Source organism: Croceitalea sp. W27, from assembly GCF_055693185.1.
In genome coordinates this window covers 790,473-809,865 of record NZ_CM146327.1, presented here as the reverse complement: position 1 = coordinate 809,865, position 19,393 = coordinate 790,473, and the positions used below count along the sequence as shown (strand labels likewise).

Annotated in this window: 12 protein-coding genes; 6 read left to right on the top strand and 6 right to left on the bottom strand. The window is 33.1% G+C overall.

Annotated elements, in window-relative coordinates; all coding sequences use genetic code 11:
• Nucleotides 1-23: 23 nt before the first annotated feature.
• Nucleotides 24-1,127, top strand: a complete 1,104-nt coding sequence (locus ACZ1GR_RS03725; protein WP_472610894.1) for a S1C family serine protease — start codon at nucleotides 24-26, stop codon at nucleotides 1,125-1,127.
• Between the two features lie 728 nt (nucleotides 1,128-1,855).
• Nucleotides 1,856-2,893, top strand: coding sequence for a cellulase family glycosylhydrolase (locus ACZ1GR_RS03720; RefSeq protein ID WP_472610893.1), 1,038 nt, complete (start codon nucleotides 1,856-1,858; stop codon nucleotides 2,891-2,893).
• A gap of 402 nt (nucleotides 2,894-3,295) precedes the next feature.
• On the opposite strand, the gene ACZ1GR_RS03715 is transcribed toward ACZ1GR_RS03720, so the two are convergent.
• Nucleotides 3,296-5,443, bottom strand: coding sequence for a GHKL domain-containing protein (locus tag ACZ1GR_RS03715; RefSeq protein WP_472610892.1), 2,148 nt, complete (start codon nucleotides 5,441-5,443; stop codon nucleotides 3,296-3,298).
• A gap of 307 nt (nucleotides 5,444-5,750) precedes the next feature.
• On the opposite strand from ACZ1GR_RS03715, the gene ACZ1GR_RS03710 reads away from it, so the two are divergent.
• The 4 genes from ACZ1GR_RS03710 (at nucleotide 5,751) to ACZ1GR_RS03695 (ending at nucleotide 10,505) form a co-directional block, all read left to right on the top strand.
• A complete protein-coding gene (locus tag ACZ1GR_RS03710; protein ID WP_472610891.1) occupies nucleotides 5,751-6,146 on the top strand; it encodes a hypothetical protein in 396 nt (131 codons plus the stop codon).
• A gap of 619 nt (nucleotides 6,147-6,765) precedes the next feature.
• Nucleotides 6,766-7,803: a TolB-like translocation protein gene (locus tag ACZ1GR_RS03705; protein ID WP_472610890.1), complete on the top strand. Its 1,038-nt coding sequence runs from the start codon at nucleotides 6,766-6,768 to the stop codon at nucleotides 7,801-7,803.
• Between the two features lie 61 nt (nucleotides 7,804-7,864).
• Entirely contained in the window at nucleotides 7,865-9,487 is a 1,623-nt protein-coding gene (locus ACZ1GR_RS03700; RefSeq protein ID WP_472610889.1) for a PorP/SprF family type IX secretion system membrane protein, read from the top strand.
• Between the two features lie 448 nt (nucleotides 9,488-9,935).
• On the top strand, nucleotides 9,936-10,505 hold the full coding sequence (locus tag ACZ1GR_RS03695; RefSeq protein WP_472610888.1) for an RNA polymerase sigma factor: 570 nt from the start codon (nucleotides 9,936-9,938) through the stop codon (nucleotides 10,503-10,505).
• A gap of 1,144 nt (nucleotides 10,506-11,649) precedes the next feature.
• Here the strand turns inward: ACZ1GR_RS03695 and ACZ1GR_RS03690 are convergent.
• From ACZ1GR_RS03690 to ACZ1GR_RS03670, 5 genes are all read right to left on the bottom strand, one after another.
• Complete coding sequence (locus ACZ1GR_RS03690) at nucleotides 11,650-12,450, bottom strand: type 1 glutamine amidotransferase domain-containing protein (protein ID WP_472610887.1); 801 nt, start codon at nucleotides 12,448-12,450, stop codon at nucleotides 11,650-11,652.
• 550 nt (nucleotides 12,451-13,000) lie between these two features.
• Complete coding sequence (locus tag ACZ1GR_RS03685) at nucleotides 13,001-13,771, bottom strand: MBL fold metallo-hydrolase (protein ID WP_472610886.1); 771 nt, start codon at nucleotides 13,769-13,771, stop codon at nucleotides 13,001-13,003.
• Nucleotides 13,772-13,829: 58 nt separating this feature from the next.
• Complete coding sequence (locus ACZ1GR_RS03680; protein WP_350288037.1) at nucleotides 13,830-14,408, bottom strand: Crp/Fnr family transcriptional regulator; 579 nt, start codon at nucleotides 14,406-14,408, stop codon at nucleotides 13,830-13,832.
• A gap of 43 nt (nucleotides 14,409-14,451) precedes the next feature.
• Nucleotides 14,452-15,288, bottom strand: a complete 837-nt coding sequence (locus ACZ1GR_RS03675; protein WP_350288038.1) for an alpha/beta hydrolase family protein — start codon at nucleotides 15,286-15,288, stop codon at nucleotides 14,452-14,454.
• A gap of 766 nt (nucleotides 15,289-16,054) precedes the next feature.
• On the bottom strand, nucleotides 16,055-19,393 hold the full coding sequence (locus ACZ1GR_RS03670; protein ID WP_472610885.1) for a hypothetical protein: 3,339 nt from the start codon (nucleotides 19,391-19,393) through the stop codon (nucleotides 16,055-16,057).

The window sequence follows — 19,393 nt, the reverse complement described above, 5'->3', positions numbered from 1 at the left end:
CGTCACATTATTAAAACAATAAAATGAAAAGAATTTTATCTATAGCGGTTTTCTTAATCAGTCTTTATACAATGGGCCAAGAGCACCATTTACATTCCGAACGAAGTACGCCCGATTATTTATCCGATAAAGAATTGACAAGAGTCAACTTATTCAAAAATGTATCCGCCAGCGTCGTAACGATTTTTACCAAATCAGAAGTAGTATCTGAAAGGGGTATTGGGCAGGGCGGAGGATTAGGCTCCGGTGTATTGATTTCCAATGAATGCCACATTTTGACCGCTGCGCACGTCGTGGCCGGAAGATCCGATATTAAAGTGAAGACGACCAATGGCAACATACGTACCGCGAAGGTGCTGTTTAGTGATAAATCTGCCGATGTCGCTTTATTGCAACTAGAAGTGCCTGACGGCCGTTTATCGCATGCAACTTTGGGTGATTCTGATGAGTTGGCCGTGGGACAAAGTATTTATGCAGTTGGAAGTCCATATGGTATGGAGAACTCTTTTTCGGCGGGAATCATTTCTGCTTTTCGAGGCTTCGATAGAATCTATGACGGCACAGTAAAAGTTGAGTTTATTCAGACGGATGCTGCTATCAATTCGGGAAATAGCGGAGGCCCGTTATTCAACTCTCAAGGCGAAGTAGTGGGTATTGCATCAAGCATATTAACGGTTTCGGGTGGGTTTCAAGGAATTGGCATAGCCGTAACCAGCAATACCGCTAAATCGCTGTTGTCCTTTGAAGATCGACCGTGGATTGGGGTTGATGGTGTCTTACTCCAAAAGGATGAGTTTGCCCTCCTGTTCAATCTAGATACCGAAGGTGGAATCTTAGTACAAAGTGTCGTTAAGGGAAGCCCTGCCGATAAAGCAGGCATACGTGGTGGTTCGATAAAGACTACTATCAATGGGGCCGAGGTTTTATTGGGAGGAGATATCATTACAGTGGTCGGAGGCCATCCCACTTGTCATATCGGTTGTATGGAAGAAGTTAAAGAAGAACTGTCAGCCCAAAAAACCTTGGAAATCTCTTATTTGAGAGAAGGCAAAAGTAGAACTACGGTACTCGATCTTTCGGATACAAAGCGTAATTTTTTAACAGTAAATAAAGAGACCAAGCACTAATTACTTTTTGTGCCTGGACTAGAACATGTTACGTGTAGTGTTTTTTGGTAACATTGTTTCAATTGAAAATGGTGCGCCTATGGCAATATATAAGCCGTGTTTCAATTCTTGAAATGAGGCTAGAAAATATTAAATTTTCAGTTGTTTAAGATTTTGTATTTGTACCTAAAATGAAAGCTCCCATATGGATTATAATTTTAAGAAAGCTTATTTTTCCATGGTATTGGGCAATTTTTATCATGGTCAACGTTTGGTGTGCAATCAAGATGTTTTATACGAAGAGTGTTAAATAATTTATACAAAAGTGTTTCAATCGTTAGCGTCTATGAATATACTATTTTTGAAAATAGGTTCTGAATGATATAATTTTCTTTGAGTATAATCTTTTCCAGTAGTTTATAAATTGTCATATTCAAATCGACTTTGTCTTTGTCACCGTAATCAAAGTCTTTTTGTTAAAACTTGTGGTTACAATACGTATCGTCTTTCCTCCTTTGCAGCTATGTCAATAGCATGGGAACTCAAAATATGGGAGGGGTGGAATGTCTGACACTATCTTTAATTCACCCAGATATTGGTCAATACGATGAATACAATTTTCTAAAAATTTAATAAATGGGTTTTGACAAAAGAATAATTCTAGAATTTCACACGTTATGGTACTGAAATTTAGTATCATCAGTTAATTTTTCATCCTTATCAAATCAAACAAAACATAAAAATTAGTTATGTATCATAAGCTTTCCATTATTATTATTTTATCTGTGATGGTTATTGTTTCCTGTTCTAGGGATAATTCGGGAATGGAGGAATCTTTTCGAATCGACGAAATTAATGGCCGTTTTAAAATAGAAGGGGCTTTACTACTTGAAAATGAAGTAGCTAAACACTACAAGGGTGTCAATGCCCTACAAACATTTGGTTTAGGAGATGCCGATCTAATGAGCCAGTGGAACGTCGAAATAGTTCGTGAATTTATAGGAAATTTAAGGGAGCAACCCATTTCGGGAGAACCTATACAAGCCAGTGACGGTGTATGGTACCATCCGTTAGAAGAAATTGTAGCTAATAATCGGAAAGGCAATAGAATAACAATTCTATGCCCTTTTGGATGGGTAAACGAAGAAGGGCAAAGAACACTTCTTACTGGTCTAAATCCCTCATCCCAATCGTTTTATGAGGATTACAAAAGTAAAATGAGGGCACTGGCAGATCATTTTAAAGATCAATCTGATGTGTGGTTGGAAATTTGGAACGAGCCATATCATTGGAACAATGAAAAGGGTTATAGTCACGATCTTTGGATAAATGATATGAAGGATATGGTAAACAATTTAAGATCAGTTGACGGCTTCCAAAATATTATCGTTGTCCCAGGAAATGAACAGGGGCAATCTGAAGATGCTATACTAGACAAAGGAAAAGAATTATTGAAAGAACAGTATAATATACTTTTTGACCTTCACGCTTATGAGAAGTGGCTTTTGAATAGCACAGAAAATGAAATTACCGATAGAATTCAAAATATCAATAATCAAGGTTTTGCCTTGATTATTGGAGAAATTGGAACTCAAAACGTTGGAGAAATTATGCCTGTACAGCACTTTTTAGACGCTGTTCAATCTACGGAAACCACTACGTTGGCTTGGCTTTGGAATCTTAATGCTGATGACAACAATGCACTACTCACCAATGAAGGCAAACCAAATGATAATGGTATTAATGATGGGTGGGGTCATAAGTTTTTAGAATTTCTTATCAATTGAACATCATTCATCTACGTCGCATAATATACAACCTACGGATTGATAATGAATTCAAGATAAATACTAGATATGTTTTACTCACTGAACAAATCAGAAAGTTACTTTTCTTTACTGCAATGGGGACTATAAAAAAGCCCTTATAGGTTTACTAAAGTCCGGCAATCAGATTGTTCGACTTTAAACCTTGGCTTGAGGTCAAAAAAGCATAATCAATAGCACTTTGTGAAAAAGAGGAATTTATTCAGCGAAGAATTTTCAAAGAAGTTCAAGACCGTCCATGGGTTCAACGGTAATTTCTTTAATGAATTACCGAAACGCGGTATCGAGAATATGACCCAGGGCCCCGTGGATTATGAAAAAAATTAAAGGTCAAAATGCATCCTTCACTTACACCTAAATTCTTTACTCGATATATCCAAAACTGAATAATAATGTTGTCGAATACCAATCTCCATCTTTTGAAATATCCAAATGTATTTTCAATTCTTCACAAAGTCGTTTTACAATTTTTTCACCTAGACCAAAACTATCTTTTTTGTCTTTTCTATGTCTATTGGATATCAAGTTAGAATTAATCTTATTTTTTATTAGAAGTTTGGTCTTATTATTGGGCGATTCAGCCATCTGAATTACAACCTCACTTCCGGGTTCTTGATATTTCTTTACATTTTCTAAAAGATTATCGAATATAATGGCCATGGCATCGTAATTACCTATAATAGTTTTATCTGATGTGATAGTACTTGAAATATCAAACTTCATTTCTTTAAAGTTTGCAACCCGCTCCTTAATAAGATCTTCAAGTCTTACTTTTTTAAAATTGGTGTTTTCTTCACTGTTCATCCTATATTTAAGTAAACTGAGCACAATTGAAATTCGGTTTGATAACTCAGATGTTGTGTCTGATATAGTTTGTATTAAAAAATTGGCTTGTTCATCACCAGTCGATTTCAACAAGTTCTTTAGATTGCTTAAACTATAGTACAATTGGTTCACCGGTTTTTTGACATGGTGACTCAAAATGAGTAGCATTGCCTCATATTCATTTGCATATTGTTCTAATTTAACATTGGTAGCACTTATTTTTTGAATCAGTTTCTGGTTCTTTTTTTTCTGCTTGATTGTTTTAAAAAAAAGGAAAAGAACCATTAAAAAACTAAGTAAAATGATAATGGAATAAACTAAATATACCCTATTGATTTTTTTTGCCCGTAAAAAGGCAGCTGTAGTTTGGTCAAGCTTAAAACCACTTTCAAATAACTGATCTTCATAATAGTTCAATTGGGCATTTAAAAAATAGTTGGTTTTAATCTGATTTTTTCTTCTTGAAGAAAACATAAGTGAGTCACTTTTGCTAACATATGAAGTATAAAGGCCCAGATTTTTCATTTTGAGTGCTGCCTCTTTCATTTTTGAATAAAATACTTTTTTCTGGCCAACAGTAAAAGTTTTAAGATTTTTTGAATTCGTATTGAAACGGTCAAGTGTGCTTTGCAATAGGTCAACACTATTACATTTGGGAATAGTGTTCATTAATCTTAAAAAATCACCTGTAGGTCCATTGATTACTGATGAATACATTGGTATGGGATCATCTACAGTGAACAGATTTTCATATTTTAAGTTTCTATTGGGGTCAGAAAGATAAATTTCCATCCATAAACGATTCTGAAAATCTGCTCTTTGGTTTGCATTGCTTGCCTTGATAAAATTTTGCATTCCTAGTTCTAAATTTCCTTTCTTGACTTCTATTATTCCTTTCTTTAAAAGAAAAAAACCGACTATTCCTTCGTGCCATTCACGCTCATTTGCAAGTACAAGGTCAATAATTTCTTCAGCTTTATCTAGACCAGAAGCTTGTATATATTCATTTACCAAGGTCATTACTGCATAAATGGTATTGATATCGTTGAACTGTTTATCTTTAATAATAACATCCCAAAGACCTTCAAGACCAGCTAAATAATCTCCCTTTTTAGTATTGTAGTTAGCTCTTAATAAAAGACACTTGTTGTTGGTACTATCTACTTTTAAACAGCTATCAAGGTATTTTAACTCTGAATCAAAATCTTCTTTTTCTCTATACAGATTTGCAATTTCAGCGAAGCTTTCAGTAATATTCACCTTTATTCTTGATTGGTGAGCCAATGAGACTGCTGTTAAAAGATGTTCTTCTGCAATATCAAAACTATCTTTTATTTGATATGATACACCTAAACCTATATGACTTTGAAAGAGCTCTGCATCTGAATTGGAAAGTTCTTTTGCTTTGGTATAATATTCAATCGCTTGATTAGAATTCCACTTTTTGAGGGCCAAATCTCCTTTGTAATGATAATATTTCAATTTTGAACTATCTGCTAAACGTAGTTCTGAAATTTTCCAAAATTGTTCTATTTTATTATTCAAACTGTCAATCCTATTGTTTTTAAGTGTTGGAATAGATTGATGAACTTCTTGAAGTAGGTCGTTAAATTGATAATCTTCAGCCTGTGATCTGCCTTTGAACAAAAAGGAAAATAACAAAACTATTAGCATACCTGTTTTCATAATCAACTATCTGATCGTTGATGGAAAATTAGCTTAAAGATGAGTAATTGGAAATATTCAATTATTATCAGGTCTGCATCTATTATTATTTGGTAAGCTCATAAAAGCTGGTAAGGTATTAAGGGCTCAACGGGTTTTCTGGCGAATAGAGACCCTTATCTTCTTCATTTTATTGTATCAGAGCTTTTAATTCTACAGAATAATAACAATAAAAAACCTATTAATAAAGACCTGTTTGATTTCCTTTTTACATGTAATTATTTAGAGGAAAGAAATAATTCTTTCAGAACAATTTTAAAACTCTATTATGAAAACATCAACATTAGTTACGATCTACAGACTTGAAAATTTGTTAAATACACAAAAAGAAAATAAAGACCAGTTTCGACTCCATCAATTACTCCATATTAACTTGATAAAAAGGTGTTATAATAGCTCTGATGTACTTATTGATTATGATAAGAAAAGAGTTTTCATGAATATTATTTTGGATAATACGGACAAAAGGAATCAAAAATGTAAAACTACCCAAAAGGTCATGCCTACCAATTTAAGATATGATAATTTAACCTCATTTTTAAAATCTTGTATTCTAGAAGATGACGCAAGCATAGAATTCTATAAATCTCAAATGACTGTTTTTAGGTCTTTAAAAATAACAACTGAAAAAACTGTCAAAATAGAAGAATCTCTAAATCAATAGAGAGATTAGATCAATATTCTTTCTAAAAAATGTGCCTCTAATAACTTAAAATGGAAATGCTAAGTGTAGAAAGTAATTCTGTTTTAGTCAATTCACACAAAATTATTTTTTAGCATAAACATGAAATTCTTGGGAATCATAATTGTAATAGAATTAAAAGCAATCCTTGCCAAAAAATAAGTCATTTATACCCGATAATAACTAGCACTACCATATGAAAAATGATGGAATTAGATTTATCCTATATTAATCTTAACCATCAAATAATGAAAAAAAATACACACCTAGAATATGCTGTTATTCTATTGTTTTATGTTCTCTCAATAGTATTTATAATATATAGTCGCAAAATTTAAAAAAATGTCATGAATGATAACAATATCAGTAATTATAAAGCTAAATCATTGTTCTTGCTTTCACTTTTTTTGATTTTAATACTGCTCCATTACTCTTTATATGGTCTCTGGTAATATGAATCCTAATTAAGAATAGGGCTATGATAATAGCAAAGATTAATAGGCCTAAATGAGAAGTGTTGAAAAAAATGCAGCCATGTTAGATGCAAATTAATTGGAAATAACAGATGTCCTAATATTTTATGAATCCTTGAATTGAATTTATGAAGACTTTTCTTGCTATATTTTACTTACTTCTTTTAGCTACTACAACAATTTTTCTGAGCCCGCTTTATGGACAAGAGAAGGAGTTGGGCTTAACACTAAAAGAAATAAAAAACAATGAAGATTATAAGAGATTGTCAAAACTTGGATTTTTGGATAGAGAGATATTTGAAGATTTGGGCAATACGAGTTTCTTACTGGGTGAGTACCAAAACGCAGCACTTTGGTACTATAAACGTCTAACCTTAAATGGCAACTACCCTATACAGAAGAATTTAAAAGAACGTTTTTTATTCGCAATTCAGAAACTGAACGGTTCTGTTGCTAATTTGTGGCAAGAAGAAAAAAAATGGCAAAACTCAATTAGAAAAGATTATTCCTCGAAAAGGAATCAAGTTTTAAGTAACGAAAAAATAAAGTATTGGAATAATACTGAGCAACCTTTTTGTGAAACGCCAAATAAAAAATTCATTTTCTTTTCCAAAAAAGAATATCAAAAACCTCTTACTGGTATTTTTTCTCAGAAGCAAGTGGTTTATAGATTATATAGGGCAGAATTAGTAAAAGACAGATGGTTTGCTATTGTGCCAATAACAATATGCCCACCATACTATTCTGTGCTACATCCTACAGTTTCTAAGGATGGAAAGATGCTATTTTATGCATCAAATATGCCTGGTACTTTCGGTAAATACGACATCTATGTTTCAGAAATACGTTCTAATGGGGATTTAGAAAACCCAAAAAATTTGGGGCCTAATGTAAATACCAAGAAAAATGAATTTTACCCCAGAGCTTTCGACGAAAGCAGATTGTTCTTTACTTCGAATGGGCAAAAGGGTTATGGAGGATATGATATTTATGCTACGAAAATAACCGCAAACAAAGTATCTAAATCACTCCACCTAAAAGCACCTTTCAATACCGCAGAAGATGATTTTATTGATTCTTTACCTATTGAGAATTCCCAACCTTTAAATAGTTTCAAAGAGCAAGCTCAAAGATGTGCTTTTCGACAATTGAGCAAGCGTATGTAGTATCGTTTGCTTGAAGCATAAATAAGACATTGTCTAAATTTAACATACAAAATCTTACCTAATGAAAACAGTCATATTCCTTATTTTATTAGTAGGTCTCTGGACTTTCGGGACACAGAGAGTCGGCGCTCAAGAAAAAAATAATAGAGACCTCTCTTTTAATAATACGTTTCACAATCAAATATACTTTAATAATTATTTAAACAATCCTACCTTATCCTTAGTAGGCGAGAATAAATCTTATCTAAGTATCATTCATAGAAATCAATATGCCACTTTTGAAAACAATCTTCAAAATTACTACATCGGGTTTAGTAATATTTTAAACGAAACAGCAGCCTTGGGTATAGGGGTGTTTAACCAAAAAGAAGGAGTGTTAAGCGGATTTGGACTGAATGCCAATTACGCGAAAACTGTAAAACTAGGTGAAAGAAGCAATTTGACATTTGGAACAAATATTACCTATTTAAGCAAGGGCGTTGATAGTAGTATTATCGTTGCAGCCGCGGATGACCCACTTCTACAGGGATCAGAAAAAGAGAATATACTTTCTGTAAAACCTGCAATCACTATAAGTTTGGGTAGATTTGATTTTGGATTATATGCCACCAGATTATTAGAGTATGATCAAAAAACAAATAACTTAATTTCTGGTTTTGATTCGCAAAATACCAGAGCAATGCTCCAATATAGACATTCTTTTAGTGCAGCTAGGGGAATGTTCAATAAGGCACGACTTATCCCAATGTTACAAATAGGTCAAAAGCAATCAAACGGACTTTCCTATAGAGGTTCCCTATTACTTGAACTTCCTGATTATGGATGGTTGCAATCTTCAATTGATGACTTTTATGGGTTTTCACTAGGTATGGGTGTAGGTATAAGCAAAAAACTTTCTCTTGGATATTTAATGGAGAAAGATATTGACCAAGTAGGCGCTAATTTGGGTTGGAATCATGAATTATCCCTTGCATATACTTTTAAGGACCAAATATCATCTGATTACATAAAATCGTCAAGCTCATCCGATGCCAAAATAGACAACATTGTTAAAAATTATGAAGAGCAAATTTTAAAATTACAATCTGAAAAAAATAGCCCCAAAGATTTAGAGACCAATTTAGCTCAACAAAATAGGCTGATTCTGGATGAATTAATGCAAAGGCAAGACTCCTTAGAGACCAAGCGAAATGAGTTATTCGAAAAAAGATTCGAGAATATCGTTAGACTTCTTAGAAATGAAATTGACCGAAAAACTCAGGTAACTTCTAACACTACCTCCAAATTTAGAGATGCTAAAAAATCACCTAGAACCTCAAAAAGTAAGATAGGGTCGAAGAAATTTGAAAGCCCAATTAAAGCAAATAAGGCTTTGCACAATAGAGAGGTGACCAATTCAAATCTAGTTGCAATGAAATCTGGTTTTTATGTTATTATAAATGTGTTTAAGACTAAAAAATACTTGGACGCTTTTATTGAAAATCAAAGAAAGAAAGAGATAGAGGTAGATTACTTTTTTAATAAACAAAATGGAATGAACTATGTTTTTATTGCATCATTTGATACTATTGATGATGCACATAATGCTATAGCTTCAAATCTTCAAAAAAAGTATCAAGGAAAAAAGTGGGTTATGGAAATATACAATTCAGAGCAAATAGTCAGCACAAATTTTAATGATTAAACCTTTTCTATCTGAGAAAATTAAGTTGTGTTAAAAAGAAGATGTTTCAATCTTTTCTAAATTTAGATTATAATTATAGAAACTGTATATTTTTTAATTTTGATATACACTAATGGCTACCAGACCTTTCATTAAAAGTTGTGTGGTTCGAATAGTAGTATTCTCTGTCTTACATTTAGTTTTTATCGCTCTTTATAAGAACCAATTACGGTTAAGCTATGCTTGCAGAATTTCAGGTCAACACGGTTCTATTTCTATCTAAGCGGGTTGTCTAAATCCCTAAGGTGTCTTCCGAATAATTCAAAATAGTGCTCAATAATAATTTAAAAGCACTAGCAAATAAAAGCCTTTTCTTTATAACCTTTCTTAGGCTTTACTTTGAATTCAAATGCTACATGTAATAGCAGAATTACACCCTTACTTTAATATTAACTATAACTCAAAAAAGATGGAAGATTCAAAACTAGTGAACAAATACATTAATGGGGATGAAAATGCCTTGGAAACCCTTATTTATAAATATGACAGAAAACTTTTTTCATTTATAAACTCTAAGATTAAAAACAAGGAGGTAAGCAACGATATCTTCCAAGATACTTTTATCAAAGCAATTAGAAATTTAAAGGGTGGAAAATATAGAGAAGAAGGTAAGTTTTACCCTTGGCTAAAGAAAATAGCCGGTAACATTATCATAGATTATTTTAGAAAACACAAGAGAATGTCAAAATTTGAATCTATTTGTGAGTATGACATTTTTGCAACAATTAGTGACGGCAAACCAACACGCGAAAAGAATATGATAGTCGGGGAAATAAATGATACCCTACATCTATTAATTGAAGAATTACCACTAGATCAAAGAAAGGTTTTGATGTTACGTATCTATGAAGGTTTTAGCTTTAAAGATATTTCGGAAGATTTAGATATAAGCATTAATACAGCACTTGGTAGAATGCGTTATGCAATAAGAAATTTGCGAAAAATAGTTGATGAAAAAAGTATTGTTTTAACGTTTTGAAATTTGTTGGAGAAATTATTTAACTTTAACATTAATCATGTAAAGCCATACTCTTTTAAGAAAGTGCAGATAAAGTCATTTAAGAATATATTTCAAATTAATCAAAATTTGAATTGAAATTGACAAAACCATTTTCATTTTCAACCTTATTTTCTGAAAGATTCATAATTGTAATTTGCCTTTTGCTAGTTTCAAACAGAACCTAGGCTAAAATATAGGATTCATTTCATAATTTTTTAGTTCAAACGCAATGAATGTTTTATTCTTTGCGTTTTTTAATTTCCTTAAAAGCCGCCATCTGCCTATCTCAATATAACGGAGAATTTATGTTTTGAAAGCTTATTGAGGTACGTTTTTGGCTTGGAAATCGAAATTGATGATTTAATAAAGGAAACTGATAACCTCCTCTATATTTTTGTTTTTAAGAAAACTTTGATTCCAGTTAGTTCAATTAAAATAAGTAGCAGTTAAACGCACTTCTTAGCTACATTAAATTAATGGATTTGTTAATTGGTCATTGGTATCCCAAATAGTCTTTATAACTCACCGAATACTAAAACTCACTTTTAATGCCCAGACTATAGTCATTAATTTGTAGTATAAATAAAAGAGACCAATTTGATGATAATAAACAACATATTAATTAACCTGCTTTGCAATTCCCAAATAACCAATTTTAATTGAACTATACCTACTTATGCATGGCAGAAACAGAATGGCGCCCTCCAATCTGTGACTCTAAACCCCAGATTATCAATTAAATCTGGGGTTTTTATGTGTGCATTAAATATTTAGTAAGTGGTTAATATCTTGACTATTTTTACTCTCTCAAGATTGTACCTTTAAATTCTGTAGAATTATTTAGAGTTTTAAAAATACTTTGATTATGTTTCTAAATCTATATAAACGTAAAGGTCATCTTTAAACGCTCATATATACTCTATGTTTTCTGTGAATTAAGTATTTTTCTCACAACCATGTTCTTTTCAAAAAGTATACAACGCATCTGTCATGCAATTTGTTTTAGTTGACGAGACCTTTTTGTAGCGAACAAATAAATATATTTTAAAAACAACAAAAAATAATAGCGACTTGAGGCATAACCCAAATCGCTATTTCATACTGATTGTATTGTAAACAGTTTTTATTGTAGTTTTTCCAATAAGATTTCAGCAACTAATTCTGAAGACGCAGGATTCTGCCCAGTTATTAATAAACCATCTTCAACTGCATTTGGACTCCAGTCAGCCTTTTTAGAATAAATTCCACCATTGCTTTTTAACATGTCTTCGACTAAAAATGGTACAACGGAAGTTAATTGAACAGCTTCTTCTTCTTTATTTGAAAATCCTGTTACTTTTTTTCCATTGACCAAAGATGTTCCATCAGTGTTTTTTGTGTGTTTAAAAATAGCTGGAGCGTGACAAACGGCAGCAACAGGTTTATTATTTTTATAAAAATCTTCAATTAAAGCGATTGAATTTTTATCTTCGGCTAAATCCCATAAAGGTCCGTGTCCTCCAGGATAAAAAACGGCATCATAATCTGCTTGATTTACTGTTTCTAATTTTATTGTTTTAGATAAGATTTCTTGAGTTTCTTTATCCTTATTAAACCTTACGGTTGCCGGAGTTTGAAAATCAGGCTCATTACTTTTTGGGTCAATTGGAGGCTGCCCTCCTTTAGGTGATGCTAAAGTAATTTCTATTCCTTCATCTTTTAATAAATAATAAGGTGCTGCGAATTCCTCAATCCAAAAACCAGTTTTTACTCCAGTATTTCCTAAATCCTCATGACTTGTCAATACAAATAATACTTTTTTCATTGTTGCGCTTTTTTCAGTGTTACTATTTAATTTTTGTTCAATAGGCTTACTCTCTTTCTTGTTTTTACCACAAGAAGAAAACATAGTAATTGCAATTAAAATTGTTGTTATTTTTTTCATTTTGAGAATGATTTGATTAAAAAAACAAAACTATATTAAAAAGAAGTCCTAAAAATTGATGTATGGTAATATTTACTTATGGTAGAACTCTTTTATAACTTAAACCTATTGTTGTAATTCCTAAAATAGGACGAGATAAGGTAGTCTTTACACTTTTATTTAATATTTGGATGTTCTCCACAAAAACTGGTCACTTACTTTACTATTTTTAAATGAATTTTCATCTTAAATAGTTTCAATATTTACATTGGTGTTGTAGGTATGGAAGATTACGATGTAGTCAACTATTCATTTCAAATGACTAAGATGTTTTGGGATAGTGATGGTACTTATTCCGGAAGTAAATTTCCGGTGAGTAGTTGAGATGAAGCCACTCATAAAACTGTCGGCATGGAGGTATCGAGAAATTTATTGTTTTTAGTTATCCCGAACTATCTGGTAAAGCAAGCCTCTCAGCAAATAAGAAAAATAAATACTATTAAATAACCTCCCTAGGTTTACCACGCACCTTTAATGTAGACTGCAAATTAACCGTCTTCTGTAGCTGGCTTTATTCAAATTCAATGGCTTCTCCATCATTCGGAATATATGTTTTTTGTAGCAGTTTATTCTTACTTAACTCATTGCTTAATTGTTTTCTTGTAGTAGGACAATGATTGACTGCCTCTAAATGATTTGCAATAACTTTCCCAGGAGCGTTTTGAACAAAACGAACAATATCTCCTATCGTCATCAATAAAGGTTTGAAAACATCAAATTGAGCTGATCCAGAAGCTACTACACTAATATTTGGTTGGTATTCTTTTAGAACTTTATTTACATCATCTGTATAAATTGTATCTGAGCTTAAATATAAAGAGGGTTGATTGGGTAATTTAATATAGAATCCCATTACATTACCTGCAGGTTTGGATATAAAGCCATAACCATGTTTCGCCGGAATACCCTCGATTGTTCCTTCAAGAAAAGGTGTTTGGCTCCAATAATCCACGGTTTGAGTTACATTTAACCCTCTCTTTTTAAGGGTGGCTGCATCTTTAATGCTACAAATGACAGGAGTTTCATTCTCTTTTAAGAATTTTTGACCTACTTTATCTAAATGATCTGGATGTAGATGCGTGATTAAACAATGAGTAGTTTTCTCAACAATTTTCATTGCATTATCTGGTAGATCCAGAATAGGGTTTCGTTGTGGTTTAAATCTAAAAAATGTAAACGGAGGACCAGCAGTGCCTTTTGAGCCTAACATTGGATCAATTAGAATAATCTTGCTATTGGTTTCCAAAACCATTGTTGCATTTCTTATGTGATGTATTTTCATCGTTTATAATTTTATTTATAAAGATGAGACTCAAAACAACAATCTCCATTGATTTGAATCAAGAAATACGCTTTCTAATTCTACTTAAGGTTTCCGGTGTAATGTTTAGATATAATGCAAGATGATATTGGGGTATTTTTTCTAACCAGCTAGGTTTATAAATGAATAGTTCTTTATATAATTCTTCAGCCGTTTTTGTAATTCTATTATATTCTAAAAGTTCTTTTTGTCGAAGTAATTTTTGAAACGATATATACATAAAAGATTTACCACATTCATATTTATCAAGTAAAGTACGAAAAGCTTCTTTTTCTACACTTATAAGTTCTATTTCAGTTATACTTTCTTGGTTTTTTTTTGTTTTTGCGTCATTGTTAAAAGAATATAAATCAGTAATGAATTGTGGTTTTGTATAAAAATTTATATTGGTTTCTTTATCAAGCGATGTATAAAATTCTCTTATAACACCACTGTTTAAAAATCGAAGCTGTCTTTCTTCCATACCATCGTAAAGAATACGACTTCCTTTTTTAAAAGTTTTTTTTTGGAATAGGGAAAGCATTTCTTGAAGACCATCTTTGTTTAAAGGATATTCTGTTTCAAAGAACTTTGATATTTCAATAAATTTTGAATTCATTTTAGCACTTCTAATAGATTAGAGAGTAGCCAACGTTAGTGGCTCAATATTTTATCTCGTTCAATATTTGAGTCCAAATTGAATTATTGAACCTTTCATTAAATACTCCAAAATGGCCAATTTTTTCGACCTCAAAATCATTGGGTTTAAGATAAATTGACTTCTTTGTTGCAATTTTATATTGCGTGGTCATCCATTGAACGGCATCCATCGGAGCAAAATTATCATCTTCAATATTGAAGGCAGTAACATCTGCCTTTATTTTATTGTAGTATGTATTCTTTATTGACGTATCACCAAGAATATAATTATAGTTCTTACCCCAATTTCGCCATTGATTTGCAACATTTTTTGGAAGATTTTCCATTCCACTAATTTTCTTAGATTTCAAATACCCAAACATGTTAAGCAGTAAAGGAAAAAGAATGTACCAATTAAGCCACATTTTAATTCTACCTAGACCCTTCCAAAACTTCCAGTAACCAGATTGTGCTGCTACTAAAACTATTTTATCTAACTCTACTGATGATTTTGAAAGTCCAATTAATTGGCCTCCAATGCTATGCCCAAGTATTACTTTTTTCGATTTTGGATAATGTTTTATTACATATTGGATAATACTTTCTAGATCATTTTTACCCCAATCTGCCGCATTATTTTTAAGTTTTCTAATTGGTTTTTTTAAGGAGCGGCCAATACCATTGTAGTCAAAAGTTACGACAGAAATACCGTGACGAGCTGTAAATTGAGCAAATTTTTGGTAATATTCTTGTTTAACACCAGTAGCAGAAGCAATAATTAATACGGAATCATTTTTAATACCTTCAAAAAGAGTTGCGGATAATATTTCAGAATTAGATAATATTTGAATTTCTTTCATTTTTTCTACTCAATTGAGAAAGACCTGCTAAACAAAGTACGGTATGCTTGACCAATTTGTTCTATGAGGTTGTTGCACATATTTATTTTTGACAGTGTCACCGAGTAACACAAGTCAACTTTAGCTAAATACAATCTACCCAAAAATATAGATAATAGCAAAACAATTCTTGGTGCTTTTGTTTAAACCGTCTAAAAAATTTTCACCAAAAATTCATTAAAATTTTCTCGTAATTCTATAATTTGTAATAGGGCGTTATATTATTTTTTAGAAGATACTCTAAGAGAATTTTAATTTACATAAGATTAATGTAAGATATTAATCAACCTTAAATTTGCAACAATTGGAAAACACAATTTAAAAGGAAAGAATTTAATTCTAATTTTTTAATTGTTGTAAGGAAAAAAGTGATTGTTCATTTGTTAATTGTGCGGTTTTTTAAAAGAAAGAAGAGATGGTGAGGGCAATATAATAAATCATTCTTTATACTTTTTAAAGATGCTTATAGTAGCCAAGATGATTACCAATACAACAACCAACAGTATAAGGTCAACTAGTATTGTTTCGGTATTTGCGGTATAAATCAGCATAACGATTTTAGTTTACAGTAGTTTCTTTAGTTGGTCATAGGTCTTTTTGTGGTAAGGCTGGGGTACACACTACTTTAAATCGTATAGAAAACCAAGGCAAGCACAAACTTGCCTTGGTATCTTGAAAAAGGTATCGGGGGCATACCTTTTCTCATAGAATGCTATTTACATTGTAATTATTGTAAATTGTTTTGGATAGTCGATATAGTTATGTTTTTCACTTCGCTACAATCGGTCAAGGCAAAATCTACAGTTGCCCCTGGTTTCGCATCAAACCCTATTGTTAAGTCGATGGCATCGATTGCTTTAATGGTGAGTTTGCCTGTACTTTCGATAATATTACCTGATAAGACGGTTCCCCCTGCCAAAACAAGCTCTTCATTAGAAATAGTTGCATAAGAACCCCGTAATTCTTCACAAAAAGAATTTAAATCAATTGCTTCTATAATGTTTTCTTGAATAAGAAAATCTCTTCTAAAAAGAATATTGTTAAAATCACCAACTTTATGTAATCTGAACTCTTCCATATTTTGTGACTCGCTATCGGCAGCCGTGGCTGTATAATCAAAAAACAGTTCTACGGTATTTCCTATAGCCATTTCGGGCACATCAAATTTGGCTACATCAAAATATAGAGCATCTTCAGACGTACTGGTGGTCAAAACATAGGTCGCTGGTGCCAATACATTGTTTGTCGTATTAGTGAGTGTAATTTTACCTGCACTACCTATACCCAACATCAACACATCAGGTTTTAAATCAAAACCGACATTGGAAAAATCTAATGAAATAGCCAATGATTCAGGCATTATATTAGTTGCGATTGGAGTACTTTTTTTCTCTTTCACAGTGCCTTTATGCACCAAGGTCACAGGGTTCCAAAACACTTTAGTATGGGACGGATGGAAAATGATGTCTTCATCTTTGTTCGTCCCATCGGTGTAATGGTACTCCGTTAAAAGCGCGGTGTGTCGGTCGAACTTGATGGTTTTTTGTGCCATTAAATCTCGATCTCTTAAATTGTCCTCATCGATTATAGCCAGAAGTTCTGGGGAATAAGCGCCTATTTCGGTATTGGCTTTCAGCTGTTGTTTGTAGAATTCGGCGGCAGCAAGAGGCAAGATGACCTGATTAAAGGCTGCATAGCGAAAATATTTTCCATCTACTAATACATTGGAGAACCCATTTTTTATATTGTACAACTGTTCTTGCAACCATATCACAAAACCATGGTCGATGATGCCATCTTGGTTTTCATCACGGCTCCAGGTATCCAGTATAAACTGTAGTTCTTCTTCATTGAGAATCACCCCTAGATCAACTTTTAAGTCTTTATCGCTGTCAACCCCTAGGGCTAGACGCGCTTTTGTAAGCACGATGTCAATGTCATAGGTTGTTTCTTTAATGGATAAGGTAGTTTCGTTATTAACGATAACTTTTGGGGTGATGGACAACTCAAAGTTCAATTGGGGAGCGATAAACACCGAACCATCGGTAACTCCATTTTCTGAGGCATAAAACGCTTTGAGTTTTGCTACGATATTGTTATAGATTACATTATCTTCCTTCCGTAGCATGCTCAACCATACATCGGTAGCATTTAACTCCTCTATTGTATTGTTCATGAACGTCTGTAGTTGGTATTGTGCTAGTGAGGCTGCCGCGTAGGTATACTGAAATAATTCAGCTTGGGGCACATTGACAACTTTATTGCCCACTACCAAAGCTTGTTTTTGGTGGGGAACGGCAAGGGCTTGATGAAACATTTTTAAGAGTACGCTTTTCGCATTAACATGATTTCTTTTTAAAATACTTTCGAAAAAATTGGCGTTTTTTAAACCCTCTTTTGTAATTACAATATCGGGCACCAATGACAAGGAGGAGGTTGATGTGCCCTCATTGCTTGATCGACTGCCACAAATTACATTGACACTGTCACAGTTATTATCAGGAAAATCATTGGGGTCATCTGGTGGGTTGGGAAAATTGAAGTCATCGGTATTATCTATAGGCAAACCATCTCCATTATCTCCATCACTGTCATTATTACCGCTGCCAGCGTTAATTGGTTCACCATTTCTTCTCAACCGAATCGTGTTATCAAATGCTTCTGCAATATTCTCTTTATATGCTGACTCTATATCCAATCCATTTACTCTGGCACGGTTTAATAAGTAATCTGTGGCAAGTGGGGCAAATCGGATATTGGGGTTTGAAGATACCCCAAGACCTAAAGGAAGGTCTTCACCATTAAATAAGCGAACGTTAAGGGCATTGACCTCTGCATCTAAGGCGTTATAATCAATTTGCAACCATAGCGTATGTTGGTCCCTACTTCTATTATCCCATATGTCAATATTTCGACCTAAGGTAGTACTAGATACACCATTATATTCCCATTCGTTATCACCGCCAGCACCATTATTATCTCTTCGTTCAATTTGGACGCCCCCATATTTAAAGGTATCCACACCAGAGTTTGCATAATCGGTACCCTTGCTTTTTGGATTCCCCGGAACTTTAGTCGTTGATTTGACATTGTTCAGTGGCTTTGATGAGGTTCCTTTGGGAGAAAGAATTCCAGTTAATTCCCTAAATTGATTTATTTTGACAACAGTTACGCTTCCAGCAACGTTTTCTAATAATTTTGATGCGTCTTCATTTTGAGCAACTCTTATACCAAAAGTTCTTTCCTCGTTGTCATAACCTTGTTCGTTGGCAAATTTGTTATATAGACTTGTTAGTTCCGTTGCAAAATTTATACCTCCAGCCGAACCAGTCTTATCGAACAAACCAATAAAAGCTTGTATAATATCTCCTGATTCTCCAATTAATGGTAAATCCTCATAAAGGAATCTGAGATCAGTGAGTTCGTCGGTTAGTTCTGAAAGTTCGGGAAGTGCAATGAGATTGTTCCAATTAAAATTGGCATAGCCTAATTTAGCAGTAAAGCCTGATATAAAGAAAGAAGGGTTTACCGGTTTCCCTGCGGCATCCAAATTTAACTCGGCTCCGGGTCTTGTGATACTTTTAAAGACATTTGAAATTACCGGAACATTTGTTTCAGCCCTGCTAATTAGGCCACCCGAATTAAAAAAATTATCATCTGTAATAAGATTGCCTCCAATATCAAAGAATTTTACGTCGTCACGGGCAACATTGCCCAGAGCCCGGTTTTGAATGGCATATGCCGTTCTTGAAAGAGCGATGATTTCTGGGGTGGCGTTGATACCCCTTTCATACCGTTCAAAGAATTCCTGTATATCAGGAGTTGTTATGTCTCCCTCAAAAGCAATACCATTTTTGCCATCATCAAACAAGTAGACAACACTATTACCTTTTCTATATCTAATACCATCCCCTAATACTCCTTCAGACTTTACATTTTCGAAACTAAAATCAATATTATATGCCCTAGCGCGAAAATACTCAAAAATCGGTCCTCGGGGATTGTCTTGTGCTTTAGCTGTTTGGAGGACTAAGAGACCAAATAGTAGAATGAACAGAGTTCTCAT